Genomic DNA, 26,678 nt, shown 5'->3' on the forward strand with positions numbered 1-26,678 from the left:
GATCCGCGCAGTCAGTAATATCGCTCGAAGGTCGGCGCAGCGTTCCGGCCCGGGACAAGGGGATCGACATGACCAAGTGGCTTACCGGAATCCGCGTCGTCGCCACGGCGGCGGTCTGCAGCCTGGCCCTGGCCGCCTGCGGTCAGAAGGCCGCGACCAAGACCGAGACGGCGGCCGCGCCGGCCGCCAAGGAATACACCATCGGCTGGACCATCTACGCCGGTTGGATGCCCTGGCCCTACGCCGAGCAATCCGGCATCGTGAAGAAGTGGGCCGACAAGTACGGCGTCAAGATCAAGCTCGTGCAGGTCAATGACTATGTCGAGAGCCTGAACCAGTACACGGCCGGCAAGATCGACGGCGTCGTCTCCACTAACATGGACGCCCTCACCATCCCCGCGCGCGCGCAAGGACACCACCGTCGTCATGATCGGCGACTACTCCAACGGCAATGACGGCATCGTGCTGAAGAACGGCGCGACCATGGCCGACATCAAGGGCCGGTCGGTGAACCTGGTCGAGAACTCCGTCTCCCACTATCTGTTGGCCCGCGGCCTGGAGAGCGCCGGCCTGAAGATGACCGACGTCAAGGTGGTCAACACCTCCGACGCCGACATCGTCGCCGCCTTCTCCGCCCCGGAGACCAAGGCCGTCGTCCCCTGGAACCCCCAGCTGTCCGAGATCAAGAAGCTGCCGGCGCCCACGAGGTGTTTGACAGCTCCAAGATCCCCGGTGAGATCCTCGACACCCTGGTGATCTCCACCGACGTCGCCAAGGCCAACCCCAACCTGGTCAAGGCGCTCACCGGCATCTGGTATGAGACCACCCAGCTGATGTACCAGCAGGACGCCGCCGGTAAGGCCGCCCGCGAGGCGATGGCCAAGCTCTCCGGCACCGATCTCGCCGGCTACGAGGCCCAGCTGAAGACCACCTATCTCTATCACGACCCCAAAGCGGCCCTGGCCGCCACCCTCAGCCCCGACCTGGTCGCGGCCAATGACAAGGTCCGCAAGTTCAGCTTCCAGATCGGCCTGTTCGGCCAGGGCGCGAAGTCGGTGGACGACATCGGCATCGAGTTCCCGGGTGGCAAGATCCTGGGCGACCCGAAGAACGTGAAGCTGCGCTTCGACCCGACCTGGGTCCAGGCCGCCGCCGACGGCAAGCTGTAGGCGCTGCAACTCACCGGTCCCCTTCTCCCCTTGCGGGAGAAGGTGGCCCCGAAGGGGACGGATGAGGGGTCGCAGGGCCCTTGTCGATCCGGGCCTGACAGGACGAGCGGATGACGGAGCGAAACCCCTCATCCGTCGGCTTCGCCGACACCTTCTCCCACAAGGGGAGAAGGATCTGTTTGGAGACCAAATGCGTCGTCTGCTGAACGCCCGGCCCAATGGCGGCGCTCGCCTCCTCCTTGGCCTCCTGCCGATCCTGGCCCTGGTGCTGCTCTATCTGGGCGTCGCCACCGCCCGCCACGCCGAGAACCCGCGCGACAAGATCACCCCGATCCCGGCCGCCATGGCCGAGGCGGTCCAGACCATGGCCTTCACGGCCGATCCCCGCACCGGCGAGATCCCCCTGGTCGCCGACACCAAGGCCAGTTTGCGCAGGCTGGGGATCGCCATGGTGCTCGCCGCCGTCACCACCCTGGTGCTGGGCCTGGTCATCGGCCTCCTGCCCCTGGTGAACGCCAGCCTCGGGCCACTGGTGGCGGCCATATCGGTCATTCCCCCGATCGCCGTCCTGCCCATCCTCTTCATCATTTTCGGCCTGGGCGAGACCTCCAAGATCGTGCTGATCTTCGTGGGCGTCACCCCGGTCATGGTCCGCGACCTGGCCAGTCACGTCCGCGCCATCCCAGAGGAGCAAATCGTCAAGGCCCAGACGCTCGGCGCCTCAACCTGGCTGACCCTGCTGCGGGTCGCCCTGCCCCAGGCCCTGCCCCGGCTGATCGACTCCCTGCGGCTCTCCCTCTGCCCGGCCTGGGTCTATCTGATCTCGGCCGAGGCCATCGCCGCCGATGTCGGCCTGGGCTACCGGATCTTCCTGGTCCGCCGCTATCTGTCCATGGACATCATCTTGCCCTACGTCGTCTGGATCTCGCTCTTGGCCGTGATCATGGACCTCGCCCTGCTTAGCTGGAGCCGGGTGTTCTACGGCTGGGCCCAGCGGCGAGGAGCCGCTGATGGGCGCTCTGTCCTTCCAAGACGTCTGGGTCGAGTACGGCGACAAGATCGTGCTCGAAAAGGTCAGCCTCGACGTGCCCGACGGCGCCTTCGTCTCGATTATCGGCCCCTCCGGCGCCGGCAAGTCGACCTTCCTGCGCCTGGCTCTGGGCCAGGAATCCCCCACCCGCGGCCGCATCCTTTTGGACGGCGAAACCCTGTCGGCCGAGCCCGGCCCCGACCGCGGCGTGGTGTTCCAGCGCTACTCGGTGTTCCCGCACATGAACGCGCTCGACAATGTGCTGTTCGGGCTGGATTGCGCGGGCTCCCCCCTGCGCGGTCGCCTGTCCGGTAAGGCCCGCAAGGAGGCTCGCGCCAAGGCCGTCGCCCTGTTGGAGCGGGTCGGCCTTGGCCACAATCTAAAGACCTTCCCGGCGGCGCTCTCCGGCGGCATGCAGCAGCGCCTCGCCATCGCCCAGGCCCTGATCACCCGGCCCCGCATCCTGCTGCTCGACGAGCCCTTCGGCGCCCTGGACCCCGGCGTCCGGCTCGACATGCACGAGCTGATCACCGAGCTCTGGACCGAACACGGCCTGACCATCCTGATGGTCACCCACGACATCAAGGAGGCCTTCAAGCTCGGCACCCGGGTGGTGGCCTTCGACAAGCGTCGCCACGATCCCCAGGCCCCGCATCGCTATGGCTCGACGGCGGTCTACGACTTCCCGCTGGATGAGAAGAAGCAGCGCGCGATCCCGCCCGAGCTGGCGGCCATGGCTACATCTTCAGCGGAGTAAGATAGCCGGTCAGTTCGAGGTAGCCGCGTCCGCCGCCCGTGCGCACGGCGCCCTCCCAATAGACCGGTCCGCCGCCGCGCCGGCTGTCCAGTTCCTGGTCGTCGAACAGCGGCGTCAGCTTGAACGCCTGCACCGCCCCGCCAAGCTTCAGGCTTAGGGTGCGGGCCACCGGATAATCCGCCCCCGTCCGCGGCGACTTCCAGCGTCGGTCGGTGGCGAACGCGACCTCGCCCGGCCCCAGATGGGTCAGGGTCCCGTCCGGCGTCCGAAAGGATCCGCCGGCCCACAGCGCCTTGCCGCCCGCATCGCGCACCTGGAACGCCGTGACCGCCGAGCCGTCATCGAGGTTCAGCCCGGTCCAGTCCCAGCCCACGGCGGCGGGATCCAGCAGGGTCGACGACCACTCCCGGTCCAGCCAGGCCTCGCCGGTCACCTTCATCGGCTTGCCGCCCCGCACCGCGGTCCCGGCCACCTTCAGGTGTGGGACCGTATAGTAATAGCTGGCCTGCTCCGGCTTCGGACCCTTGCGGCTATAGCCCCCCTGCCCCTGCAGCAGCGGCGCCTGGCTAGGCGCGAGCGTCAGATCGAGCACGAAGTCCTGCCCGGCCACATGGGTCGCATACCGCCCATCCTTGCCGCGGATCAGGCTCCAGTCATCCAGCACGATGTTCGTATCGGTTGTGGAGGCCTCCGCCAGTCCAAACCCCTGGCGCGCCACCCGCTGATCGTGGCTGAGCCGCCCCAGCTTCGGGTCGGACAGGGCGGCGTGGGCGAACAGGATCTGCTTGGGCGCGAACGCGCTGGGATTGGCCTGGTCAACCGCCGGTCGGGTGCGGAAGAAGGTCACCTGGAAGCCCAGATCCTGGCCGTCGGCGGTCTTCAGCCAGCCGGTCACGTACCACCACTCGGTCCGATAGTCGGGATGGGCGCCGTGGTCGCGCGGGAAGCTCAAGGTCGGTCCCGCCTTCACCACGGGATAGACGGGCGCCACCGTGTTCGGCGCCGCAGCCGCGCCCAGCATCACGGCCAGGCCCAGCAGAACCGCTCTCAGCCCCCGCATCACCAGTCCTCCCGCACGGCGCGCACGGCGCCGGACGACAGGGCGCTGCGCCCCGCCAACACCGCCGTCCCCGCCGAGGCCGCGATCAGCGCCGCGGCCAGGCCGACGAAGAGGCCCAGCGGCGCCTTGGTCTCCATGGTCCAGTGGAAGGACTGCGGATTGACCACATGGATCAGCACCTGGCTCATGGCGACGCCGAGGCTCAGGCCCGCCGCCACCCCGACCAGGCCCAAGAGCGCGCCCTCGATCGCCAGCATGGCCATGACCTGGCCGCGCAGCACGCCCACATGGCGCAACATGCCGAACTCCTTGGTCCGCGCCAGCGTCTGGGCCGAGAAGGTCGCCGCCACCCCGGTCAGGCCGACAATGATGGCGATGGCCTCCAGGGCGTAGGTCACCGCGAAGCTGCGGTCGAAGATGCGCAGGGCCACGGCGCGGATCTCGCGGGGCTGGGCGAACTCCACCTGGGCGGCCTCGGCGGGCGGCAACTTGGCGCGCAGGGCCGCGATCACCTTCTGGGGCGAGGCGCCGGGAATCAGGTCTATGGCCGCGTCGGTGCGCCGGGTGTCCCCCGTCAGCCGGGTATAGTCGGCTTCCGGAATGGCGATCGCTCCGAACTGGCGGGCGTAGTCGCGCCAGACGCCGGCGATAAACACCGTCCGCGCGCCGCCGTTCAGGGGCAGGCTCATGGTCCGCCCCGGATGCAGGTCATAGATCCGCGCCATGGGCTCCGACAGCCAGACCGGCGTCATGCCGGCCGGAACCGACCGGGAGGCGCCCAGCAGCGGCAGGCTCAAGCCCGGATGGGCCGGATCGACGGGCGTGGCGCTCAGGGTCACCGCCGGCTTGTCGGGCGACAGCCTCAGAACCGTGGTCTTGCGGAAGCCGATCCTGGCCACCCCCGGCGTCGCCGCCAGGGCCTGTTGCACCTCGCGGTCCAGCCCGCCGGTCTCGGCGTTCTGGATGCGGATATAGACGTCCGAGGGCAGGACCTGGACCAGCCAGTCCTCCACCGAGCCTCGGAAGCTCGACACCATCACCGCCATGGCCACCATCAGGCTGGTCGAGGCGACAATGCCGCAGAGCGCTATGGCGGCCTGGCCCGGCGCGCCCCACAGGCGGTTGATGGCCAGGGCCGCGGCGGGCGGCGGGTTCTTGATCCGGCGCAGCGGCGCCAGCATGGCCCGCGCCAACCAGGGCATGGCCGCCACCCCGCCAGCCAACATCAGGGCGATGGCGGCGTAGCCAAACAGCGGCAGGTCGAAGACGGGTGGGGCCAGGGCGGCCAGGGCCCCGGCGATCAACAGACCTGCCCCCCACCAGGGGCTCGGCCGATGACGCGGATCGGTGGCGTCGCCCGCGGTCTTCAGCGCCACCGCCGGCTGGGCGCGGCCGGCCTCGATCGCGGGCAGCAGGCTTCCGGCCAGGGCCACGATCAGGCCCAGCCCCATGAACACCGCCGCCGCGCCCGGCGCGAAGGCCAGGGGCGGCCGCGAGGCGCTCGAGAAGAAGCCGCCGCCAAGGTCCCCGCCCAGCAGGCGAAGCGCGACATCGGCGAGGCCCAGGCCCAGCAGGATTCCGCCGCCGGCCCCGATCAGCCCCACCAGCCCGCCCTCGACGAAGAGCTGTGCCAGCAGGGCGCGCCGCGTGAGGCCCAGCACCCGAGCCAGGGCGAACTGCGAGCGCCGCCGGGTCACCGACAGGGACTGGGCCGAATAGACCAGGAAGCCGCCGGTCAGCAGGGCCACCATGGCCAGCATCTCCAGATTGACCCGATAGGCGCGGGAGAGGCTGTCGCTGCGCCGGGCCTCGGACCGCGCCGTGACGATCTCGGCGTCAACGGGGATCAGTCGCCCCACCTCGGCGGCCACCTGATCATGGCTCGCCCCCTGGGCCAGGCGCAGGTCGATCCGCTGCAGCCGGCCCAGCTGACCGAACCGCTCTTGCGCGGCGGCGATGTCGATCACCCCCACCCTCTGGCTGTCGCCGACGCCCGGCAGGCCGCCCACGACCTTGAAGCGGGCGCTTCGCCCGCCGGCCAGCAGGGTGACGGTGTCGCCGACCTTGCGCCCAGAGGCCTTCAGCGCGGCCGGGGACAGACGAAGCGCCTCGGGATCGAACGGCCCCTGCCCCTCCACCACCCCGCCACCGAGATCGCCGGGCAACAGACTCGGCGTCGCCTGGGCGGCGCGCAGGATGTCGAGACCCAGCAGGGTCAGCACGCCGGGCCCGTCGCCCTCGATCCGCGCGGTCAGCTCCACGGCCGGACTGGCCGCCGCCACGCCCGGCGCGCGGGCGAGCTTCGGATAGAGTCCCTCGTCGAAGCCGGCGGGCCCCGTGGCGTGGACCTGCAGGTCCGCTTCGCCGTTCACGGCGCGGATGGCGCGGCCGAACTCGTCCAGGGCCGACAGATTGACCAGATGCACGGCGAAGCCCAACGCCACGCCGACCGCGATCGCCAGCGCCGCCAGCACCACCCGGCCGGGCCGCGCCCGCCACTCGCCCAGCATCATCCAGCGCAGGGCCTGGCCGCTGATCCGGGCGTCAGCCGCCATGGCGCGCCGCGAGGCCCTGGGCGCTCAGGATCAGGGTGCGGTCGGCCACCGCCGCCGCCCGCTCCGAATGGGTGACGATCACCGCCGCGGCGCCGAAACTGCGCACGCGGGTCAGAAAAAGGTCCAGGATCTTCTCGCCGGTCTCGGGATCCAGGTTGCCGGTCGGCTCGTCGGCCAGGATCAGGGCCGGGCGATGCACCAGGGCCCGCGCGATGGCGATCCGCTGCAGCTCCCCGCCCGACAGCTGCGCGGCGTAGTCCCCGCCCCGGCCGCCGAGCCCGACCTCGACCATCAGGGCCTCGGCGCGGCTGAGCGCCTCGCGCCCGTCCGCATGCGCCAGCACCAGAGGCAGGGCGATATTCTGGGCCAGCGTCAGATGCGGCAGGATGTGGAAGGCCTGGAAGACAAAGCCGATCCGGTCGCGCCGCATGACCGTGCGGGCGTCATCGTCCAGCGCGCTGAGCGCCGCCCCCTCGATCTCGACCGCCCCCCCGTCCGGCTGGTCCAGCCCGGCGATCAGGTTCAGCAGGGTCGACTTGCCGACCCCGGACTCCCCCATGATCGCCACCACCTCGCCCGGCGCGACCGCCAGATCGAGGCCGTCGAACAGCCGCCTGCCCCCCGGAACCGTCTTGCTGAGCGAACGGAGCGCGAGGGCGGGTGCGGCGGCGGGCATGGCGAAAACTTAGGGCCGGTTCGGGGCGGGCTGTCCAGGGGGCAGCGATCAAGGGTCAGCGCGAACCTGGTTGCTCCCCTCTTGGGGGAGCTGTCGCCCGCATGGGCGACTGAGGGGGACCATAATGGTCTTCTTGAGCGTTTCGATCCTCAGCGGAGGGAGTCAACGTCCCCCTCAGGCCCTTCGGGCCAGCTCCCCCAGAGGGGGAGCAACCCAGACGCTGCGCGCCCTACTTCGGCAAGCCCGCGATATAGGCCCGCCAGCCGCCGAGCGCGGTGATGTCCTCAGCCCCCTCCGCCGCCCGGGGTTCGGCGACAAAGCCCTTCACCGAGCTTCCATCCTCCAGGGTCACCGTGCCAATCGCCAGGGGCGCAGGCACCTCGACCACGAAGCTGCCGAAGGCCTCGACGCCCAGTTCATAGACCTCGACCTCGATCGAGGCGCCGCCCTCGCCCACATGGATCAGGGCCGGCTTGAAGGGTGTGGTGTTGGTCATGGCGTAGAGCCTGTAGACCGCCGCCGTCTTGGTCTGGCTGACCAGCCGCGCGTCGCGCGAGGTCAGTTGCCAGTGCAGGGGCATGCCGGCCAGGTGGGCCCCGACCACGGCCAGCTTCACGGTCTGGGGCTTGCCGCTCACGTCCAGGGCGGGGGTCTGCGGCATCGGGGCGATCTCCTCATAGCGGCGGGCCAGGTCGAACAGGTTCCGGTCGGCCCAGGCGGGCGCGATCAGGGTGACGCCGAAGCCGGTGTCGTTCTCGCGGAAGCCCGCCGGGACCGCGATGGCGCTCATGTCCAGCAGGTTGACGAAATTGGTGTAGAGGCCGAGCGCCGCATTGAGCGCGAAGGGTTCGGCCAGCACTTCCCGCAGGCGGTAGATGGTGGGCGTGGTGGGCAGCAGCAGCACCTGAGCCTGCGCCCACACCGCCTCGGCCGCGCGGGCGTGATCGGCGAGCGCATAGAAGCCCTTGAAGCTGTCGACGCCGGACACCCCCAGCCCGCCCTGCAGGATGGCGCGCACCACCGGATGAATGGCCGTCGGATTATCGCGCAGCAGGTCCTCGACCGCCGCTGTCCGCTCGGCCACCCAGGGGCCGCTATAGAGCAGCTTGGCGGCCTCCAGCAGCGGGGCGATGTCGACCTCGACCGCCGTCCCGCCCATGGCCGTCAGCCGCGCGACCGCCCTGTCGTAGAAGGCCTGGGCCTGGTCGTCGCCCATGAACACCAGCTGGTCCGCCCGCGGCACGCCGAACTGGAAGGCCGCCCCGAACGCCGCCGGTTCCACGCCCGGCCGCCGGCTGTAGGGATCGGCCGCATCGAAGCCCGCGATGACGGAATCCACCAGGGCCGCGTCAGCCACGTCGTGGGTCATCACCGTCACGCAGTCCAGGGTCCGGCAGGCGGGGACGACCCCGCCGGTGCTCCAGCGCCCCTTGGTCGGCTTGAACCCGATCAGGCCGTTGAAGGCCGCCGGCACCCGGCCCGATCCGGCCGTGTCGGTGCCGAGCGCGAAGGCCACCAGCCCCGCCCCCACCGCCACGGCCGAGCCCGAGCTCGAGCCGCCGCTGACATAGTCGAGATTGTAGACGCAGGCCGGGGCGCCATAGGGGCTGCGGGCGCCCACCAGGCCGGTCGCGAACTGGTCCAGATTGGTCTTGCCCATCAGGATCGCCCCGGCGGCGACCAGCTTCTCGACCAGATGGGCCGAGGCCTCCGGCTGATAGGCGTAGGCCGGACAGGCCGCTGTGGTCGGCAGTCCGGCCACATCTATATTGTCCTTCACCGCGAAAGGCACGCCGGCCAGAGGCAGCGCCTCGCCGGCCGCGATCCGGGCGTCCACGGCGCGGGCCTGGGCCAGCACGGCCTCGGGGTCCGGGCGGCAGATCCAGGCCTGGGCCTGGACGGCGTCATAGGCGGCGATGGCGTCCAGGGCCTCGGCGGCGACGGTGACGGCGCGCCGCGCGCCGGACGAGACCTCGGCGGCGATGGCGACGACGGAGGGGCGGGTCACGGCGGCGTCTCTCCTCAGGCCGGCTCGACGGCGATCATCGGGGCGCCCGGCGCGATCGGCTGGCGTTCCTGGGCGTAGACCTGACGCACCACCCCGGCATTGGGGGCGGCGACGTCGCACTCGGTCTTCATGGCCTCGATCACCGCGATGACCGCGCCCTTCTCCACCCGGTCGCCGACCTGGACCAGCATCTTCCAGACGCTGCCGCCCAGGGGCGCCTCGACCAGTTCGGAGCCTTCCGGGGCCTGGATCGGCGCCGCCTCCGCCTCGGCCGCGCCATCGCCGGACAGGGCCTCGACCCGGGCGAATTCGCCCTTCAGCTCCCAGTCGGCCCGCTCGGCGTCAAAGGCCGCCTGGCGGGTGGTCTGGAAGGCGCTGATGCTCTCGGCGTTCTCCGCCAGCATCCGGCGATAGTCGGAGAGGCGGAACACCTCCTCCTCAATGCGGATCTCGCGCCGGCCCAGGGGGAAGTCGCGCCGCCAATCGGTCAGCTCTTCGTGGCTGACGGGGAAGAACCGGATCTGGTCGAAGAACCGCAACAGCCAGGGCTTGCCCTCGATGAAGGCCTTGGTCTGGCGATAGGTGTTCCACACCTGGATGGTCCGCCCGAACAGCTGATAGCCGCCGGGTCCCTCCATCCCATAGACGCACATATAGGCCCCGCCGATCCCCACCACATTGGGCGGGGTCCAGGTGCGGGCCGGGTTGTACTTGGTGGTCACCAGCCGGTGGCGCGGATCGACCGGGGTCGCGACCGGCGCGCCCAGATAGACGTCGCCCAGGCCCATCACCAGATAGCGGGCGTCGAACACGATGCGATGCACATCATCTTCCGACTCGAGCCCATTGATTCGGCGAATGAATTCAATGTTGTCCGGACACCAGGGCGCATCATCGCGGACTGAGGCCATGTACTTGTCGATGGTCTCGTAGATCGCGGGGTCCTTCCAGGACAGCGGCAGCCAGACCACCCGGCTGGGGATCTCGAAATCGTCCAGCCCGCCCAGTCGCTCTTCGGCGTCGGCCAGGGCCTGGAGCAGCCGTCGCTGCGGCAGGACCCGGCTGTCGAAATGCACCTGGAGGGAGCGGATGCCGGGCGTGATGTCGATGATCCCGGGCAGGGCCATGGCCTGCAGCTCCAGCATCAGGGCGTGAACCCTCAGCCTCAGCTCCAGGTCCAGCACGATCGGGCCGTATTCGACCAGCAGATGGCGGTCGCCCTGGCGGCGATAGACCACGCGCGGCCGATGTCCGACGGCCTCGATCACGCCCAGGATCGGATCGGACAACGACCCTGTCACAGGCGGCGCAGCCACCGGCGCGGGCGCCTTCAGTTCCGCGATCAGCTGGTCCTGGCCCCGCTCGGCGGCGGTGGCCGCGTTGTCGCTGACCAGCTCGAACCGCACCGTGTCACCGGGCGCCAGCTGGCCCACCTTCCAGAGATCGGCCTGGATCACCACCAGCGGACAGACGAAGCCGCCCAGGGACGGGCCGTCCGGTCCCAGGATGATCGGCATGTCGCCGGTGAAATCGACGGCCCCGATCGCATAGGCGTTGTCGTGGATGTTGGAGGGGTGCAGGCCCGCCTCGCCCCCGTCGCGCCGCGCCCACTGGGGCTTGGGTCCGATCAGCCGCACCCCGGTACGGTTGGAATTATAATGGATCTTCCACTCGACCCCGCTGACCATGGCGATGTCGTCGGCGGTGAAGAAGTCCGGCGCCCCATGCGGCCCGGCCAGCACCCGCATCACCCAGGTCCGGGTCAGGGCGGGCGTGAGCGCGGGCGAGAGCGCCGCCTCGACCGGCCCGATCTCTTCCTGGCCGAGATGCAGTACGTCGCCGGCCGCCAGGGTCCGCCCGGCATGACCGCCGAACCCACCCAGGGTGAAGCTGGACCGGCTGCCCAGATAGGCCGGCAGGTCGAGCCCGCCGCGCACCAGGAGATAGCCGCGCAGGCCCGCCCCCTTCACCCGGCCGATCTTCAGGGTCTGGCCGGCCGCGATCGCGATCGGCGCGTAGGTGGGGACCAGGTCACCGTCCAGCCGCGCCTCGAACTCCGCCCCGGTCAGGCACACCACGGCGTCGTGGTTGAACACCAGGCTGGGCCCCAGGGCCGTGATCTCCAGCCCCGCCGCGCCTTCCGGATTGCCCAGCAGCCGGTTGCCCAGTCGGAAGGCGAAGGCGTCCATCGGCCCGGACGGCGGCACGCCCACGTCCCAGTATCCGAGCCGCCCCGGATAGTCCTGCACCGTGGTCGCCGGCCCGCCGCTCAGCACCCGGATGGTGCGGGGCTTGAAGGCGATCTCCGCCAGCGCCCGGGTCGAGACCTCGCCGCTGACAAAGGCCGCGCTGCGCGCCACCTGCCGCAGCCATTCCAGATTGGTCTCCAGCCCGAACAGGGCCGTGCGGTCCAGCGCGTCCTGCAGCGCCTTGACGGCCGCCGGCCGATCCGCCGCCGTGACGATCAGCTTGGCCAGCAGCGGGTCGTAATAGGCGCTGACCTCCGAGCCGTCGGCGACCCAGGTGTCCACGCGCGCGTCCGATGGAAAGCTCGCTTTCGTCAGCACGCCGGACGAGGGCCGATAGTCCTGCCCGGGGTCTTCGGCATAGAGTCGCGCCTGGATCGAGGCGCCCTTGGCGACGCCGCTCCAGCTGTCGAGGAACCCATAGTCCCCGGCCGCGCCGCGGATCATCCACTCGACCAGGTCGACCCCGGTGACCTGCTCGGTCACTCCGTGCTCCACCTGCAGCCGGGTGTTCACTTCCAGAAAGAAGAAGTCGTCGCGCTCGGCGTCATAGAGGAACTCCACCGTCCCCGCCGAGCGATAGGCCGCGGCTTTCGCCAGCCGAACGGCGGCCTCGATCAGGGCCCTCCGGGTCGCCGCCGGCAGGCCGGGCGCCGGCGTCTCCTCGATGACCTTCTGATTGCGCCTTTGCAGGGAGCAGTCGCGCTCGCCGAGCGCCACGACCCGGCCCTCGCCGTCGCCGAACACCTGCACCTCGATGTGCCGGGCGCGGCGCACATAGCGCTCCAGGAAAATCCCGGTGTCGGAGAAATTGCCGCCCGCCAGCCGGGTCACCGCCGCGAAGGCGTCCTCCACGGCCGCCAAGTCCTCGCAGACCCGCATGCCGATGCCGCCGCCGCCGGCCGTGGCCTTCAGGATCACCGGAAAGCCGATCTCTTCCGCCGCCGCGCGCGCGGCCGCCGCATCGGTCAGCAGGCCGGTGCCAGGGGCCAGCGGAACCCCATGCGCCTGCGCCAGGTCGCGCGCCGTATGCTTCAGCCCAAAGGCGCGGATATTGTCCGAGGTCGGGCCGATGAAGGCGATGCCCTCCGCCTCGCAGCGCTCCGCAAAGCCGACATTCTCGCTGAGGAACCCGTAGCCCGGATGGATCGCCTGGGCGCCCGTGGCCTTGGCGGCCGCCAGGATCGCGTCCACGTCCAGATAGCTCTGGGCCGCCGGCGCCGGGCCGATGCGCACCGCCTCGTCGGCCTGGGACACAGGCAGCGAGCCGGCGTCGGCGTCGGAGAACACCGCCACCGAGCCCACGCCCATCGTCTTCAGGGTGCGGATGATCCGGCAGGCGATGGCGCCCCGGTTGGCGATCAGGACCTTGGTGAACAACCGCCCTACCCCGCGATGATCATGCGCACGGGCGTCGGATTGAAGCCGTTGCAGGGATTGTTGATCTGCGGACAGTTGGAGACGATCGCCACCAGGTCCATCTCGGCGCGCAGGTCGACATAGAGCCCCGGCGCCGAAATCCCGTCGACAATGCCCAGCGCCCCGTCGGCCTCCACCGGCACGTTCATGAACCAGTTGATGTTCGAGACCATGTCGCGCTTGCCGCGCCCGTGCCGGGCGTTGGCCTGCAGGAAGTTCTCGACGCAGGAGTGCTGGCTCTTGGTGTGGTGGCCATAGCGCAGCGTATTGCTCTCGCAGGAACAGGCCCCGCCGATGGTGTCATGATAGGCGACCGAGGTGCCGGTCACCGTCGCCATGGCCCGCCCCTCGTTGGACAGCAGCACCGAGCCTGTCCGCAGGAAGATGTTGCCCTGGGCGGCCATGGTGTCCTGGGCGCTGTAGCGCTCGGCGTCGTCGGCCAGGGCGTACATCAGGAAGTCGACCGCCTGGTTGCCCTCCAGGTCGACGATGCGCAGGGTCTGGCCCTTGCGGACGATGGCGTCCCAGGGCGCGCGGGCGGCGACCACCTGGTCGAGGGCGACGGGGCCGGAAAGCCCCTGCAGCGCGGTGTCGGTCATGGCGGCGCTCAACGGCTGAAATCGGCTTCGACGTTCAGGAAGGCGCGCAGGCCCTCCGGCGTCGCGTTGCGGATGGGATCGTCCGTCGGCGTCACCGGCCCGCGCCAGGCGCTGACCCTGAGCGGCGTCACGGTGTAGTCGGGCCGTGCGTCCATCACGTGCGGGCAGTTGGCGATCACCACGATCAGGTCCATCTCGGCGCGAAACGTCAGACTGCGCCCCGCCGCGAAGGGGCCGATCTGCGGCGTGATCGCCCCGTCCGCCTCGACCCGCACGCCCTTGAACCAGTTGATGCAGGGATGGATGTCGCGCCGGCCCAGGCCGAACTTGGCGAGCGCTAGGCTGAAGCGGTCGCGGGCGTTGGGGTGCGGCCCCCAGTTGTCGCCGGTCCCGTAGCGCCGGGCGTTGGAGGCCTGGTTCGAGGCGCCGCAGAAGGCGTCATGCGTGCCCGCCTCGTCCTCCAGCACGCTCAGCATCACCTTGCCCATGTCCGACAGCACCAGCCGCCCGGCGCCCAGATAGGCGTTCCACTGGACCTTGAGCGTGTCGGCCACGTTCAGCCGCTCGATCGGCCGCTCGGCGTTGAACACCAGCATCGAGGCGCAGGCGTCGCCCGCCAGGTCGGTCAGCTTCAGACGCGCGCCGCGGTCCAGCTGCTTGGCCGCATAGCCGCCCGGCGCGATCGTCTCCTCCCAGACCATCGCCTCCGCGGCGACGCCAGCCGGCAGGTCCGCCGCCGCGCTGGCCGGCAGGGTCGGCATGGACTCCACCCGGGTCCCGGCCATGGCCCGGGCGTGGGCCTGGGCGCCATAGGGATTGGCGGTGTCGGTCATGCCGGATCCTGGGACGAATGGGCGCCGAGCGCGTGCAGCGGCGGCAGAAGGGCGGTGGTGGTGACCAGCTTCAGCTGCTGGACGCCGCGGATCTTGCGCAGCAGGTCGCACAGGCCCTGCAGGTTCTCGGACGGCCCCTGGACCAGCAGAACTTCCAGCGACTGGTCGTCCTCCAGGAACACATGCTGCGAGGAGATGACCTCCTGCAGATAGGCCTGCTGCGCCTGGGCGAGCGCCTGGCGGACCCGGCCGCTTTCGGTGCGATAGATGAGCGTGATGGTGCCGGCCAGCACCACCCCGGCCCGCTCCTCGCCATGCTCGGCGAGCTCGTGGCGGATCAGTTCGGCGATCATCTGCGACCGGCTCGGCAGGCCGCGCTCGGCGACCATGGCGTCCAGTTGGCTGAGCAGCTCGGCCGGCATGCTCAGGCTCAGTCGCGCCAGGGGAAGGGGTTCGACATCCATGTCCGACCTCTTGAGCGGTATTACGATTTGCGCAATTCGTAATACGCGGAAGCGTCGGAGGGAAGGCCAAGCGCCCTCCTCTTAGGCAAACCCCCGCCCGCGGCGCCTAAGACGAGGGCTGCGGATCGCGGCCCCCGTCGGAAGGCGCTGGGAAGATCAGGCCCAGCCCATCAGCACGGCGAACACCATCACCGTGCCCGCCACCCCGACGCCCCAGGCCAGGGGCCGGACCAGCGGCGCGCCGGCCAGGTAGAGCACCGCGTGCGCGACCCGGGCGTAGAAGAACATCTGGGCGCCCAGGGCCGTGGTCGCATTGGTCGACTGGGTCACGGCCGCGATCAGGATCAGGGGCGCCATGATCGTCAGACCCTCGCGGTGATTGTCCACCACCCGCTTCACCCGGGCCTGGAACACCGAGGGCGGCGGCAGGTCATCCCGGGAATTCGCCAGCGGAATCAAGCCCTGGGACCGGATCCCAACGATGGCCTGCAAGACCACAAGTCCGAACAGCAAGGCGGCCGAATAGGCCAGCATGGTCAGCTCAACGCCCATGAATCACTCCCCCTATTTTTGTCGACGGCGCGCCTGATGGCGGCCTGGACGGGAAGCTTCAGCCCGGCGGGGCGGACGGTCAATGTTCGGCGGCGCTGAGCAGCTCCGGCAGGGCGCCCCAGGCCAGGCCGCCCCTCCCGACCGACCAGGCGAGGAACCGGTCCAGGAAGCTCCAGGCGGGGGCGTCGTGCGCCAGGTGGTGGGTCAGGAGGCCGATGGGGGCCGACCAGTCGCCGGACCGGCGGCGCGCCGCCAGCTGCTTGCGGAAATCGGCCAGGAACCGTCCCTCGCCCCGAAATCGCGCCCCGCCGCGCCAGCGCATCAGGTCCAGATGGGCGTCGACCCGCGGCGCCCGACCCGCCACCGGCGCCTCGCCCCAGGCCGACCAGCCCGCATAGCCGCAATCGACCAGCGCCTGGGCCAGCTCCGGGTGGATGTCGTTCCAGGGCGGCACGAAGATCCGGCTCGCCTGCGGCGCGGCGGCCAGGCGGCTCCATCCGGCGCGCAGCAGGGTCGCCACCCGGATGCGTCGCCACTCCGGCGGAAACTCCCCCGCCGCCGGGCCCGTCCGCCGGTTCTGATGATCGATGCCGTGCTGCGCCACGCAGACGTCCGTGCGCCCGCCCAGCCGCGCGGCGAGGGCCGGAATATCGCCGTCGGGAATTACCGCGAGCGTCAGGGGCGCGCCATGCCGCGCGGCCAGGTCCAGCAGGCGATCCAGTTCGGGCGAAGGGGTCCGGGCGTCGTCGTCGCGCCACCACAGGACCGGCGTCTGGCCGGCCCGCCGCCAGCGCCGCAATTCCAGACCTAAAGCAAACCAGGACATGTTTCCGCCCGCGGACGGTGGTCGTCCCTGCGGATGACGTCGCCGCCGTGGCCGGCCCTCAGTCTCCCCTCGCGCGCGTCGCCTTGAGTGGGGCGCCCGTGCGGACTAGATTCCACCCACGCGCAATTCGGCGCGCAGCGCACGGGGCCCAACCTGGCTGGCGAACCACAGGACGACGGACCGGACGCCAAGTCCGACCTGATGCGCCACTACCTGGAAAAGCGCGCCAACCTCGTGCGGTTCTTCGCCGCGCGACTGAACTCGTCCGCCGCGGCCGAGGACCTCGCCCAGGAGCTGTACCTCAAGATCGCCGCCCTCCCCGCCGAGGACGAGATCCAGAACCCCTCGGCCCTGCTCTACCGCATGGGCTCCAACCTGATGCTGGACCGCCTGCGTCAGGAGCGGCGCGCCGGCGCCCGCGAAGGCGCCTGGGTCGCCGCCGCCACGACCCGGCTGGGCGACGAGGAAATCCATGACGAACCGCCGGCGGACGAGGTCCTGGCCGCCCGCCAGCGGCTCAATCTGCTTCTGAGCGAGCTGAATACACTTCCCCCGCGCATGCGACGCGCCTTTCAGCTTCACAAGCTCGAGGGCCTGAGCCACGTTGAAACCGCGCGCGCCATGGGAATTTCCGTGAGCGCCGTCGAAAAGCACGTGAGCGGGGCGCTTAAGACTCTGTTGTCGAGGCTGGGGTGATGTCACCGAAGGACGTCAGCGGATTTTTGTGCAACCGGGACGGGGGGCGCGGGGCTTTGGCGACGTCTACATCACAGAGCGGCCCTGGCCGCCCGATGGGCACGGCGCGATGAACCAAATCTCTGATCAGGGACTGGACGCGGAACGCGACGCGGCGACCCAGTGGCTCGCCCGGCTGGAGCGTCCCGACGTCGGCGAAGCCGACTGGCTGGCCTTCGACGCCTGGCTCGAGGCCTCGCCGCGCCACAAGCTCGCCTATGATCAGGCCCTGGCCCTGTGGTCGGAGCTCGACGCCCTCGCCCCGGATCTGGCCCAAGGCCTTGTCGCGCCGGTTCAGCCGGCGGCCGGACGGCGCTGGATGGTCATGGCGGGCGGGCTCGCCGCCGCCGGCCTCGTCGCGGCGGTCGCCGTGCCCTGGCAGGACCTGACCGCCCCCACCACCACCTATCAGACCGCCAAGGGCGAACGGAAAACCGTCGTCCTGGCGGACGGCACCCGCATCGACCTGAACGCCGGCTCGCGCCTGACCGTCCATCTGGGGTCGCGGGAGCGGCGGGTCGAGATGGCTGACGCCGAGGCGATCTTCGACGTCGCCAAGGATTCGCGTCGTCCCTTCCTGATCACCGCCGGCGACCGCACCATCCGCGTGGTCGGCACCCAGTTCGACGTCCGCCGCCGCGACGGACGCCAGTCCGTGGTCGTGGCCCGCGGCGTGGTCGAGGTCCGCCCCACCGGCGACGCGCCCGGCCGCGGCTATCGGCTGACCGTCGGCCAGCGCCTGGACCACCGCGAAGGCGAGGTCGAGGCCCGCGTGGGTCTGGGATCGCCCGAGGCGGCGTTCAGCTGGCGCACCGGCCGGCTGGTCTATCGCGGCGAACCCCTGGCCAATGTGGTCGCCGACCTCAACCAGTACGCCGATCGCCCGATCCGGGTCGCCGACGCGCGGACCGCCGACCTCGCCTTCTCCGGCGTCCTGGCGGCGTCCGAGGGGTCGAATCTCGTTCGCACCCTGACTTTGATCGCGCCTGTCACTTCCACTGAAACCCCGGACGGCCTACTGCTTCGCGCGAAATAGCTCGCCGACAGTTGGGGTTAAGACCGTCCGCTCCGTTCGATCCCGCGCCATGGCCGCTGGCGCGACGGCCTGTGCCGTCGCGTGCGGCCTGCTGGGCGGACCGGCCCGGGCGGCGCCGGCGCGCTATCCGTTGGCGATCCCCGCCCAGGCGACCTCAGACGCCCTCATCGACCTGGCCGTGCAGGCTGATGTCTCCATCGGCGGGGTCGCCGCCTGCGCCGGCCGCTCGCCCGGCCTCAATGGCCGCTACACCCTGCGCGAGGCCCTGGACCGCCTGACCGCCGGGGCCTGCGCCTATGACATCCTCGATCCCCGCACCGTCCGGATCTCGCCGCGACGCGGCGAGGCTGCGGCTCGCAAGCCCGCCCCCGCCCCGGCCGTCCCGCCGCCGACGGTCTCGGAGCTGCTGGTCACCGCCACCAAGCGGGTCGAGCCCGTCAATCGCCTGCCTGCCTCGATCAGCGCCATCAACAGCGACGATCTGAACGCCACCGGGATCACCGACGCCGCCGGGGTCGTCCGGCTCACGGCCGGCATGACGATCACCAACCTCGGGGCCGGGCGCGACAAGATCATGCTGCGCGGCCTGTCCGACGGCGCCTTCACCGGCCGCACCCGCTCGACCGTCGGCACCTTTCTCGACGACACCCCGATCACCTACAACGCCCCGGACCCGGATCTCCGCCTCGCCGACGTCGCCTCCATCGAGGTGGTGCGCGGGCCGCAGGGGGCGCTCTACGGGGCGGGCTCGATCAGCGGCGTCTATCGGATCGTCACCCGCAAGCCGGACCTGGAGACCTTCGAGGCCAGGGTCCGCGGGCTCGTCGCCTCCACCGAGTCCGGCTCGCCCAGCCGCCAGGTCGACGCCATGGTCAATCTGCCCATCGTCCAGGACAAGGTCGCCCTGCGGCTGGTGGGCTATTACGACCTCGACGGCGGCTATCTCGACGACGTCAATCTGCGCCTGTCCAACGTCGACCAGACCACCCGCAAGGGCGGGCGCGCCGCGCTCAAGGTCCGCGTCTCCGACAACTGGACCCTGTCCCTGGGCGCCGCGGTTCAACAGCTCGACTCCAACGACACCCAGTACGTTACCGGGACGAACAGCCTGCGCCGGGCCAACCGGGTGCGCGAGAACCACAACAACGATTTCGCCCAGGCCGTCATCAGCCTGGAGGGCATGACTCCGCTCGGCCGGCTCCAGTCCTCGAGCGCCTATGTGCGCCACGCCTTCTCCAGCCGCTATGACGCCTCGGCGGCGCTCTCCCTGTTCGACGACCCGGCCGCGGATCTCGGCATCTATCAGGAGCGCACCAAGATCGACATGCTGGTCCAGGACACCGTCCTGACCTCGGAGGGCGGTGGGCCGCTCAAGTGGCTGGTGGGTCTTTACGGCGCGGCGAGCGACGAGGACTCGCCCTCCCAGCTCCAGGTCAACGCGCCGGGCGGCGCCCTGCGCGCGGTCTATAACGACGCCCGTAACGACCGACTGGGCGAAGTCGCCCTGTATGGCGAGATGTCCATGGACTTCGGCCGGGGATGGACCCTGGCCCTCGGCGGCCGGGAATCCGAGACCCGCCTGCGCACCATCTCCAACGTCACGGTGGTCGGGGGCGGCGCCAGCCGCAGGTTCACGCGCAAGGCGGTGTTCGACAACTGGTCGCCGAAGGTGTCCCTGCAATACGCCTTCCCGAACGGCGCCCTGATCTATGGCCTGATGAGCCAGGGCTACAGGGCCGGCGGGTTCAATTCCGGGGGCCTCAGCGCCCCGAGCGCCGCACGCCGCACCTTCCGGCCGGACCACCTGCGCAACTTCGAGATCGGCGCCAAGGCGAACGTCCTCGACAACCGCCTCGATCTGAAGGCGACGGTCTTCTACGACCTCTGGCGCGACATCCAGACCGACCAGTTCTTCGGCTCCGGCCTGCCCTTTACGGCCAATGTCGGCGACGGCCGCAATGTCGGTCTGGAGCTCGAGGCCGCCTGGCGTCCCGACGACCACTGGTCCTTCCAGACCAACGCCCTGTTCGACCGGCCGGAGATCACCAAGGTCGATCCCGCCTTCGCCAGCCGGGTGCAGAGCCACCTGCCCGGCGTACCCGACACGTCCTTCGGAGCGCTGATCGCCTATCAGCGGCCGATCTTCGGCGACAAGACCCTGATCCTCACCGGCCAGACCGCCTATGTGGGCCGCTCGCGCCTGACCTTCGATCCCGCCCTGTCGCCGGTCATGGGGGGCTATTTCACCGGCCGGCTCTCGGCCCAGATCAAGGCCGATCCCTGGCGGGTGGCGGTGTTCGTGGAGAACCCCGGCGACACCCGCGGCGACACCTTCGCCTATGGCAATCCGTTCTCCTTCGGCCAGGTGCGCCAGGTCACCCCGCAACGCCCCCGGACCGTCAGTTTGGTCCTGGCCCGGAATTTCTGACTCCGCCGAGGTGAGGTTGGTTCCTGACGGCGCCGTCACTCTTTCGTGACGCCGTGCGACGGTCGCGCGGATGGCGAACGGGATGGTCAGAGTGGTCAGGCTATCGGGTCTGGTTTGTGTGCATAACGAGGAAGCGCGCCTGGCGGAATGCCTGGGCCGGCTCTCGTTCTGCGATGAGGTCGTGGTGGTGGCGGACCGCTGCACCGACGGGACCGAAGCCATCGCTCTGCGCTACGGGGCCAAGCTGGTCTCCGGAAGCTTCCCGTTGGAGGGGCCGCGCAAGACCGCCGGGGTCGAAGCCTGCGGGGGCGACTGGATCATCGAGATCGATGCGGACGAGCTGGTGGGGGAGACACTCGCCTCCGAGATCCTGATCGCGATCCATACCGCTCCCGCGGGCGACTACTTCCAGATCCCGGTCGACAACTATGTCGGCGACACCCTGGTCCGTCGCGGCTGGGGCGGATCCTTCGGCACCTCGCTGGTGGGCCGGCTCTATCGCCGCGGCGCCAAGCACTGGAAGGAACAGCGGGTCCATCCCGGCGTGACCTTCGACGGCCCCCTCGCCGGGGTCCTGACCACCCCCATCATCCACGTGGTCGACGACGACATCGCCGACATGGTCGCGCGGCTGAACCGCTACACCGACCTGCGCGCGCTCGACCTCGCCGACGCCGGCGAGAAGCCCGCCCTGTGGGACAACGTGTTCCGCGGCTTCCGCCGCTTCGCCAAGTGCTACTGGGGCCGCGAGGGCCGCAAGGAAGGCGAGCTTGGCTTCCTGATCGCCCTGATGGCCGGCCTCTATCCGGTCCTCTCCTGCCTCAAGGCCCGCGAGATCCTCAAGCGCCGGGCCACCGGCGGCGGCGCCTTGATCGAGCTGCGTCCGCGGCTCAATAAGGCGACCCAACGCAAGGGCGCGCCCCGCGCCGCGTGATCCTGCCGGGCGTTCCGGCGGCTCGCGCGTTATAGGTCCGCTAGAAACGCCCTGGGAGGCCCTATGCGAAGCTCGATCCTTGCGGCGGTCAGTCTGACCGCCCTGTCCCTCGCCGCCTGCAGCCAGGGCTCCACCTCGCCCTTCGCCGGGTTCGGCCCCAAGCCGGAGCTGCCCTCCCCGACCAAGGGCCTGCTGCCCACGGTGAATATCGCCAAGGCCACCGGCTGGGCGCCCGGCGCCCACCCCCAGGCCCCGGCGGGTTTCAAGGTCACCGCCTTCGCCGCCGGGCTCGACCATCCCCGCTGGCTCTATGTCCTGCCCAACGGCGATGTCCTCGCCGCCGAGTCCGCCTCCGAACCCGCCAAGCCGACCGGCTTCAAGGATCGCGTCGCCCAGTGGGTGCAGAAGGCGGCCGGCGCCCTGGAAACGAGCCCCAACCAGATCATCCTGCTGCGTGACGCCGACGGCGACGGGACGGCGGAGGTCCGCACCGTCTTCGCCAAGGGCCTGCAGCGGCCCTTCGGCATGACCCTGGTCGGCTCAAGCCTCTATGTCGCCGACGACAACGCCGTGGTCCGCCTGCCCTATGCGCCCGGCGACACCGTCGCGACCGGCCCGGCGGAAAAGGTGCTGGACCTGCCCGGCGGTCCGATCAACCACCACTGGACCAAGAACGTCGTCGCCAACCCTGACGGGACCAAGCTCTTCATCACCATCGGCTCCAACTCGAACGTCGGCGAGAACGGCATGGCCGCCGAGGCCGGCCGCGCCCAGGTCACCGAGTTCACCCTGCCGGCCGGGCCCGCCCGCCCCTACGCCACCGGCCTGCGCAACGCCAACGGCCTGGATTTCGAGCCCGTCACCGGCACGCCCTGGGTCGCGGTCAATGAGCGCGATGAGATCGGCCACGACCTCGTCCCCGACTACATGACCGGCCTGAAGGAGGGCGCCTTCTATGGCTGGCCCTACAGCTATTACGGCGACCACGTGGACGTCCGCGTCCAGCCGCCCCGGCCCGACCTGGTCGCCAAGGCCATCGCCCCCGACTATGCGCTGGGCGCCCACACCGCCTCGCTGGGGCTCGCCTTCTACAAGGCCGACGCCTTCCCGCAGCACTATCGCGGCGGGGTGTTCATCGGCCAGCACGGCTCCTGGAACCGGCGTCCGCTCAGCGGCTATCGCGTCGTGTTCATCCCCTTCGCCGGCGGCAAGCCCGTGGGCCAGCCCGAGGAATTCCTGACCGGTTTCCTCGACGCCCATGACAAGGCCCAGGGCCGTCCGGTGGGCGTGGTGGTCGACAAGCGCGGCGCCCTGCTGGTCGCCGACGACGTCGGCAATACGATCTGGCGGGTCGCCCCAGCGTCCTGATCTCACGGACCCGGATCGGCCTCGCAGAAATCGCGACGCCTGACGCGGCGGCACGGCTCGACCCCGTCGCCGCCGCCGGGCATGCTCCTGCGACGGGGAGGCCGCGAATGAACATCAGTATGAGCGCCGAGGACGAGGCCTTCCGCCAGGAGGTCCGCGCCTGGTTCCGCAGCGAATATCCCCAGGCGATCATCGCCAAGCTCGCCAATGGCCAGACGCTCACCAAGACCGACCTGGTCGCCGGCGAACAGGCCATGAGCGCCAAGGGCTGGCTGGCCCCGGGCTGGCCCAAGGACTATGGCGGCGCGGGCTGGAGCGTGACCCGCCGCTTCATCTTCGACGAAGAACTGGAGAACGCCGGCGCGCCCAATGTCTCGCCCATGGGCCTGCTCTATGTGGCGCCGGTGATCTACACCTTCGGGACCCAGGCGCAGAAGGACCGCTGGCTGGGCGACATCCTGGCCTCGCGCACCTTCTGGGCCCAGGGCTATTCCGAGCCGGAGGCCGGGTCGGACCTCGCCTCCCTGCGCATGCGGGCTGAGCGCGACGGCGACCACTATGTCGTATCCGGCGAGAAAATCTGGACGAGCGACGCCCACTACGCCGACTGGATTTTCTGCCTGGTGCGCACCTCGGACGAGCCGAAGAAGCAGGCCGGCATCACCTTCCTCTGCATCGACATGACCACGCCCGGCGTCGCGGTGAAGCCGATCATCACCATCGACGGCGGCCACCATCTGAACCGCGTGGTGTTCGATCAGGTCCGCGTGCCGATGGAGAACCGCATCGGCGAGGAGGGCCTGGGCTGGACCTATGCCCGCCACCTGCTGAACCACGAGCGCACCTCCTACGCCCACGTCGCCGCCAAGCGCCGGCAGGTGGCCAGCCTGAAGGAGATCTCGCGCGCCGCGCCCTGGGGCGACCTGCTGGGCGAGGCCGGCGGCGCCTTCCGCCGCAAGCTGGCCGAGGTGGAGATCACCCTGACCAGTCTCGAATTCACCACCCTGCGGGCGCTCGCTCCGCTCGCCAGCGGCGAGGCGCCCGGCGACGAAAGCTCGATCATCAAGATCGCCGCGACCGAGGCCGCCCAGGCGGTGACCGAGCTCTATCTGGAGCTGGCCGGCCCCTACGCCCAGCCCTTCTTCGCCGACCGCTACGGCCCCGACTGGCGCGCGGGCCTGGAGACCATTCCGGCCTTCGCCGCACCGGGGACGGCCAGCTACTTCTTCACCCGCGCCCAGACCATCTATGGCGGCGCGACCGAGGTGCAGAAGAACATCATCGCCCGCCAGCTCGGCATCTGAACCCTGGCGGGCCGGGCGGGAATGGCCCTAGCCTCAGGCCCATGCGCATCACCGACCACATCGCCCGCTTCGCCGCCTCGCCCCTCGGCCGCTGGGCCGACGTGCCCCCCTGGGCGATCACCTCGGTCTCCCACGCGATCCTGGCCGAGCTGGTGGCGGACCTACGCCCCCGCGCCGACTTCACCTTCCAGGGCGACATCGCCATCCACCGCAAGGCGACCGTCGAGCGCGGCGCGGTGCTCAAGGGCCCGGCCGTGATCTCGGCCGGCTGCTTCATCGCCGCCGGCGCCTATGTCCGCGACGGCTGCTGGCTGGACGAGGACTGCATCCTCGGCCCCGGCGCGGAGCTCAAGTCGAGCTTCATGTTCCGGGGCTCCAAGCTCGCCCACTTCAACTTCGTCGGCGACAGCGTGCTGGGCGAAGGCGTGAACATCGAGGCCGGCGCCATCATCGCCAACTATCGCAACGAGAAGGCCGACAAGCGCATCCGCTTCCGCTTCAACGGCCAGACCATCGACACCGGCGTCGACAAGTTCGGCGCGCTCGCCGGCGACGGCGTCCGCCTGGGCGCCAACGCCGTGGTCGCCCCCGGCGCGGTCCTGGCCAAGGGGACCATCGTCCCGCGCCTTGCCCTGGTCGATCAGGCCTAGAGGATCTTGCGGATCTTGAACAAGACGGACTGGCCGTATTCCAGATTGCGCGCGTCCACATAGGCCAGCGGCGCCGCGCCCCTCGGCCCGGCATAGACCTCGCGGATGCGGTTCACGTCGCGCGAGCTCAGGTTCTGGAACTCGGCGCGCAGGATCAGGTCGGGCCGCGGCTTGGCCTCGATGAACACCAGGAGCCAGGTATCGACCTTCTTGGTCTCGATCTCGCTCAGCCGGAACGCCCGCTCGCGAACCGCCGAATAGACATCGACGCCCCAGTTGGCCTTCAGCTTCGGCAGGTCCTGGGTGTAGTGCGCCTCCCAGTCCAGCGGGTGCAGGTTGGAGATCTCCCGGTTGCGGCCGGTGACCGGATCGGTCACCTCCGACCAGCGCCAGGTCCCCTGCCCCTTCAGCTGGGCCGAGGCCAGGCCCAGTCGCTCCAGCGGCACGGCGAGGTTCAGGATCAGCTCGTCCTTGCGGCCGTCGCCGATATTGGCCGGCGCATCGGCCAGGGCCACATGGCCCGGCCCATAGACCGGGGCCCGGTCGATCACGTCGGTCAGCTCCGAGTGGCGCGCGGTCACCACCACCGCCCCGCTCTTCCAGAACCGGCGTTCATAGGCGGCCTCGACCACCCAGGCCTGCTGCGGCGACAGGTCCGGATTGCCGGCCAGCAGCGCCCCGGTGTTGACCAGCGAGGACGAGGCGATGAAGTCGTCGAAGTTCAGCTGGCTGACCTCCCGCTCGACCCGCGCCCGCACCTGGTTGGCGGGATTGGGCGCCCAGGTCAGCGTCGCCCTGGGCTTGGTGAAGCTCAGCGACTTCTCCAGCGCCACGTCCCCGGTCGAGGTGATCGTCGAGGTCTCTTCCTTGACGCCGACCTCGGTCGTCAGGGTGGGGAGCGGCCGCCAGATCGCCGCGACCGACACCTCCCCGCGCTTTTCCTCCACCCGCACATTGGCGGCCGGCAGCCGCACCGTGACCTGGTTCTGGACGAAGCGGGTCTGGCTATCGAGGCTGTTCAGCGCCCCCTCGGCATAGGCCTCCAGGGTCAGACGATCCGACATCCGGCGGCGCACATTGCCCCGCCCGACCGTCTCGGTGACCTTCTTGTCCAGCTCGAAGTCGCGGTTGACCGCGGCCGAGGTGAAGCGCGCCTTGGTGTCGTTGTTGTTCCACTGCTGGAAGAGGACCATCTCCACCGAGGTCGGCCCGAAGCCGCGCGCCCAGCGGGCCCCCAGCTCGGCCTGCAGCTTGTCCTGGGTGTCGTATTCGTACTCGCGGCCGGCGGGCAGGCTCAGCCGGTCCATGATCTCGGCGCTGTAGGGATTGGCCATATAGGCGCCGTTGAGCCGCAGCCGCCCGCCCTCGAACGGGGTCTCATAGGCGCCGATCAGCCATTTGCGCAGCCCCTGCGCGTCGGCGTCCACCGTGGAGCGGATCAGCACCGTGCCGTCGGCGGCGGTGCGCACCCGCGGCCCATCGCCCAGCTGGTCGTCCGGCCCCTTGCCCAGCACCATGGACAGCTCGGCCAGCTTGCCGTTCCACCGCCATTGCCCCTCGGCGCGGACGGCGTTGAGCACCCGGTGGTCGGACAAGAGTTGCGAGCTGACGCTGCCGGCCCCATGGAAGCCCGCCGCCTGCTTGCGCACCACATTGGCCACCACCGTGCGGCCCTGCATGTCGATGCCCGGCGCGCCGCCGCGGATCACGTCGATGCGCGCCACCGATCCGGCCGGAATGCGCTTGAGGATCTCGTCCAGGGTGTCGTTCTTGGCCACGGGCGCCGCGCCGTCGACCAGCACATTGCCGCCTGACCCCTCCAGCCCGCGCACCACCACCCCCTTGTCGAAGGTGAAGCCCGGCAGGCGCATGACCATGTCCAGCGCCGTGGTCGGCCCGACCTCGGCGAAGAACGACGGCGGATAGGAGATCGCCCCCGTGGCGGGCTCGGCCGCATGGGCGACGCTGGCCGCGCCCGCGATCACCGCGGCGGCCAAGAGAACGGTCAAACGCATTGCGAGGCCCCCGC

At 70.2% G+C, this 26,678-nt stretch carries 19 protein-coding genes and 2 pseudogenes; 10 read left to right on the top strand and 11 right to left on the bottom strand.

Annotated features, from left to right (window positions below; translation table 11 throughout):
* Window positions 1-68 precede the first annotated feature (68 nt).
* From MQH10_RS07760 to MQH10_RS07770, 3 genes and pseudogenes are all read left to right on the top strand, one after another.
* Window positions 69-1,169, top strand: a pseudogene (locus MQH10_RS07760) (putative urea ABC transporter substrate-binding protein).
* 448 nt (window positions 1,170-1,617) lie between these two features.
* Window positions 1,618-2,070 (top strand): annotated as a pseudogene (locus MQH10_RS07765) (ABC transporter permease); the annotation flags it as partial.
* 109 nt (window positions 2,071-2,179) lie between these two features.
* On the top strand, window positions 2,180-2,956 hold the full coding sequence (locus tag MQH10_RS07770) for an ABC transporter ATP-binding protein (protein WP_242563500.1): 777 nt from the start codon (window positions 2,180-2,182) through the stop codon (window positions 2,954-2,956).
* Here the strand turns inward: MQH10_RS07770 and MQH10_RS07775 are convergent.
* The 10 genes from MQH10_RS07775 to MQH10_RS07820 form a co-directional block, all read right to left on the bottom strand.
* Window positions 2,937-4,016, bottom strand: a complete 1,080-nt coding sequence (locus MQH10_RS07775; RefSeq protein ID WP_242563501.1) for a lipocalin-like domain-containing protein — start codon at window positions 4,014-4,016, stop codon at window positions 2,937-2,939. The two genes, MQH10_RS07770 and MQH10_RS07775, sit on opposite strands and share 20 nt — an antisense overlap.
* Complete coding sequence (locus MQH10_RS07780; RefSeq protein ID WP_242563502.1) at window positions 4,016-6,571, bottom strand: FtsX-like permease family protein; 2,556 nt, start codon at window positions 6,569-6,571, stop codon at window positions 4,016-4,018. Before MQH10_RS07780 ends, MQH10_RS07775 begins: the two co-directional genes overlap by 1 nt.
* Window positions 6,561-7,247 carry an ABC transporter ATP-binding protein gene (locus MQH10_RS07785; protein ID WP_242563503.1) on the bottom strand — a complete coding sequence of 229 codons (687 nt, stop codon included), beginning with the start codon at window positions 7,245-7,247 and terminating at the stop codon, window positions 6,561-6,563. Before MQH10_RS07785 ends, MQH10_RS07780 begins: the two co-directional genes overlap by 11 nt.
* 229 nt (window positions 7,248-7,476) lie before the next feature.
* On the bottom strand, window positions 7,477-9,255 hold the full coding sequence (gene atzF, locus MQH10_RS07790) for an allophanate hydrolase (protein ID WP_242563504.1): 1,779 nt from the start codon (window positions 9,253-9,255) through the stop codon (window positions 7,477-7,479).
* Between the two features lie 14 nt (window positions 9,256-9,269).
* A complete protein-coding gene (gene uca, locus MQH10_RS07795) occupies window positions 9,270-12,881 on the bottom strand; it encodes an urea carboxylase (protein ID WP_242563505.1) in 3,612 nt (1,203 codons plus the stop codon).
* A 5-nt stretch (window positions 12,882-12,886) separates the two neighbouring features.
* Window positions 12,887-13,519, bottom strand: a complete 633-nt coding sequence (locus tag MQH10_RS07800) for an urea amidolyase associated protein UAAP2 (RefSeq protein ID WP_242563506.1) — start codon at window positions 13,517-13,519, stop codon at window positions 12,887-12,889.
* Between the two features lie 8 nt (window positions 13,520-13,527).
* Window positions 13,528-14,352, bottom strand: coding sequence for an urea amidolyase associated protein UAAP1 (locus MQH10_RS07805; protein WP_242563507.1), 825 nt, complete (start codon window positions 14,350-14,352; stop codon window positions 13,528-13,530).
* Window positions 14,349-14,816, bottom strand: a complete 468-nt coding sequence (locus MQH10_RS07810) for a CopG family ribbon-helix-helix protein (protein WP_242563508.1) — start codon at window positions 14,814-14,816, stop codon at window positions 14,349-14,351. Before MQH10_RS07810 ends, MQH10_RS07805 begins: the two co-directional genes overlap by 4 nt.
* A 156-nt stretch (window positions 14,817-14,972) precedes the next feature.
* Complete coding sequence (locus tag MQH10_RS07815) at window positions 14,973-15,368, bottom strand: MAPEG family protein (protein WP_242563509.1); 396 nt, start codon at window positions 15,366-15,368, stop codon at window positions 14,973-14,975.
* Window positions 15,369-15,447: 79 nt separating this feature from the next.
* Window positions 15,448-16,194: a polysaccharide deacetylase family protein gene (locus MQH10_RS07820; protein ID WP_242563510.1), complete on the bottom strand. Its 747-nt coding sequence runs from the start codon at window positions 16,192-16,194 to the stop codon at window positions 15,448-15,450.
* 153 nt (window positions 16,195-16,347) lie between these two features.
* Between MQH10_RS07820 and MQH10_RS07825 the strand changes: the two genes are divergently transcribed.
* The 7 genes from MQH10_RS07825 to MQH10_RS07855 all read left to right on the top strand — a co-directional run bounded on the left by MQH10_RS07825 (window position 16,348) and on the right by MQH10_RS07855 (window position 24,649).
* On the top strand, window positions 16,348-16,890 hold the full coding sequence (locus tag MQH10_RS07825) for a sigma-70 family RNA polymerase sigma factor (protein ID WP_272886803.1): 543 nt from the start codon (window positions 16,348-16,350) through the stop codon (window positions 16,888-16,890).
* A gap of 109 nt (window positions 16,891-16,999) precedes the next feature.
* A complete protein-coding gene (locus tag MQH10_RS07830; RefSeq protein WP_242563512.1) occupies window positions 17,000-17,965 on the top strand; it encodes a FecR family protein in 966 nt (321 codons plus the stop codon).
* A 49-nt stretch (window positions 17,966-18,014) separates the two neighbouring features.
* On the top strand, window positions 18,015-20,393 hold the full coding sequence (locus MQH10_RS07835) for a TonB-dependent receptor (RefSeq protein ID WP_242563513.1): 2,379 nt from the start codon (window positions 18,015-18,017) through the stop codon (window positions 20,391-20,393).
* Window positions 20,394-20,511: 118 nt separating this feature from the next.
* A complete protein-coding gene (locus MQH10_RS07840) occupies window positions 20,512-21,327 on the top strand; it encodes a glycosyltransferase family 2 protein (protein WP_242563514.1) in 816 nt (271 codons plus the stop codon).
* A gap of 63 nt (window positions 21,328-21,390) precedes the next feature.
* Window positions 21,391-22,695: a PQQ-dependent sugar dehydrogenase gene (locus MQH10_RS07845; RefSeq protein ID WP_242563515.1), complete on the top strand. Its 1,305-nt coding sequence runs from the start codon at window positions 21,391-21,393 to the stop codon at window positions 22,693-22,695.
* Window positions 22,696-22,802: 107 nt separating this feature from the next.
* The gene (locus tag MQH10_RS07850; protein WP_242563516.1) at window positions 22,803-23,999 is read left to right on the top strand and encodes an acyl-CoA dehydrogenase family protein; all 1,197 of its coding nucleotides are present in this window, start codon (window positions 22,803-22,805) and stop codon (window positions 23,997-23,999) included.
* 41 nt (window positions 24,000-24,040) lie between these two features.
* Complete coding sequence (locus MQH10_RS07855; protein WP_242563517.1) at window positions 24,041-24,649, top strand: LbetaH domain-containing protein; 609 nt, start codon at window positions 24,041-24,043, stop codon at window positions 24,647-24,649.
* On the opposite strand, the gene MQH10_RS07860 is transcribed toward MQH10_RS07855, so the two are convergent.
* The gene (locus MQH10_RS07860; protein ID WP_242563518.1) at window positions 24,646-26,664 is read right to left on the bottom strand and encodes a TonB-dependent receptor plug domain-containing protein; all 2,019 of its coding nucleotides are present in this window, start codon (window positions 26,662-26,664) and stop codon (window positions 24,646-24,648) included. The genes MQH10_RS07855 and MQH10_RS07860 overlap by 4 nt on opposite strands.
* Window positions 26,665-26,678: the final 14 nt, after the last annotated feature.

Source organism: Phenylobacterium aquaticum, from assembly GCF_022695515.1.
Taxonomy (GTDB): domain Bacteria; phylum Pseudomonadota; class Alphaproteobacteria; order Caulobacterales; family Caulobacteraceae; genus Phenylobacterium; species Phenylobacterium aquaticum.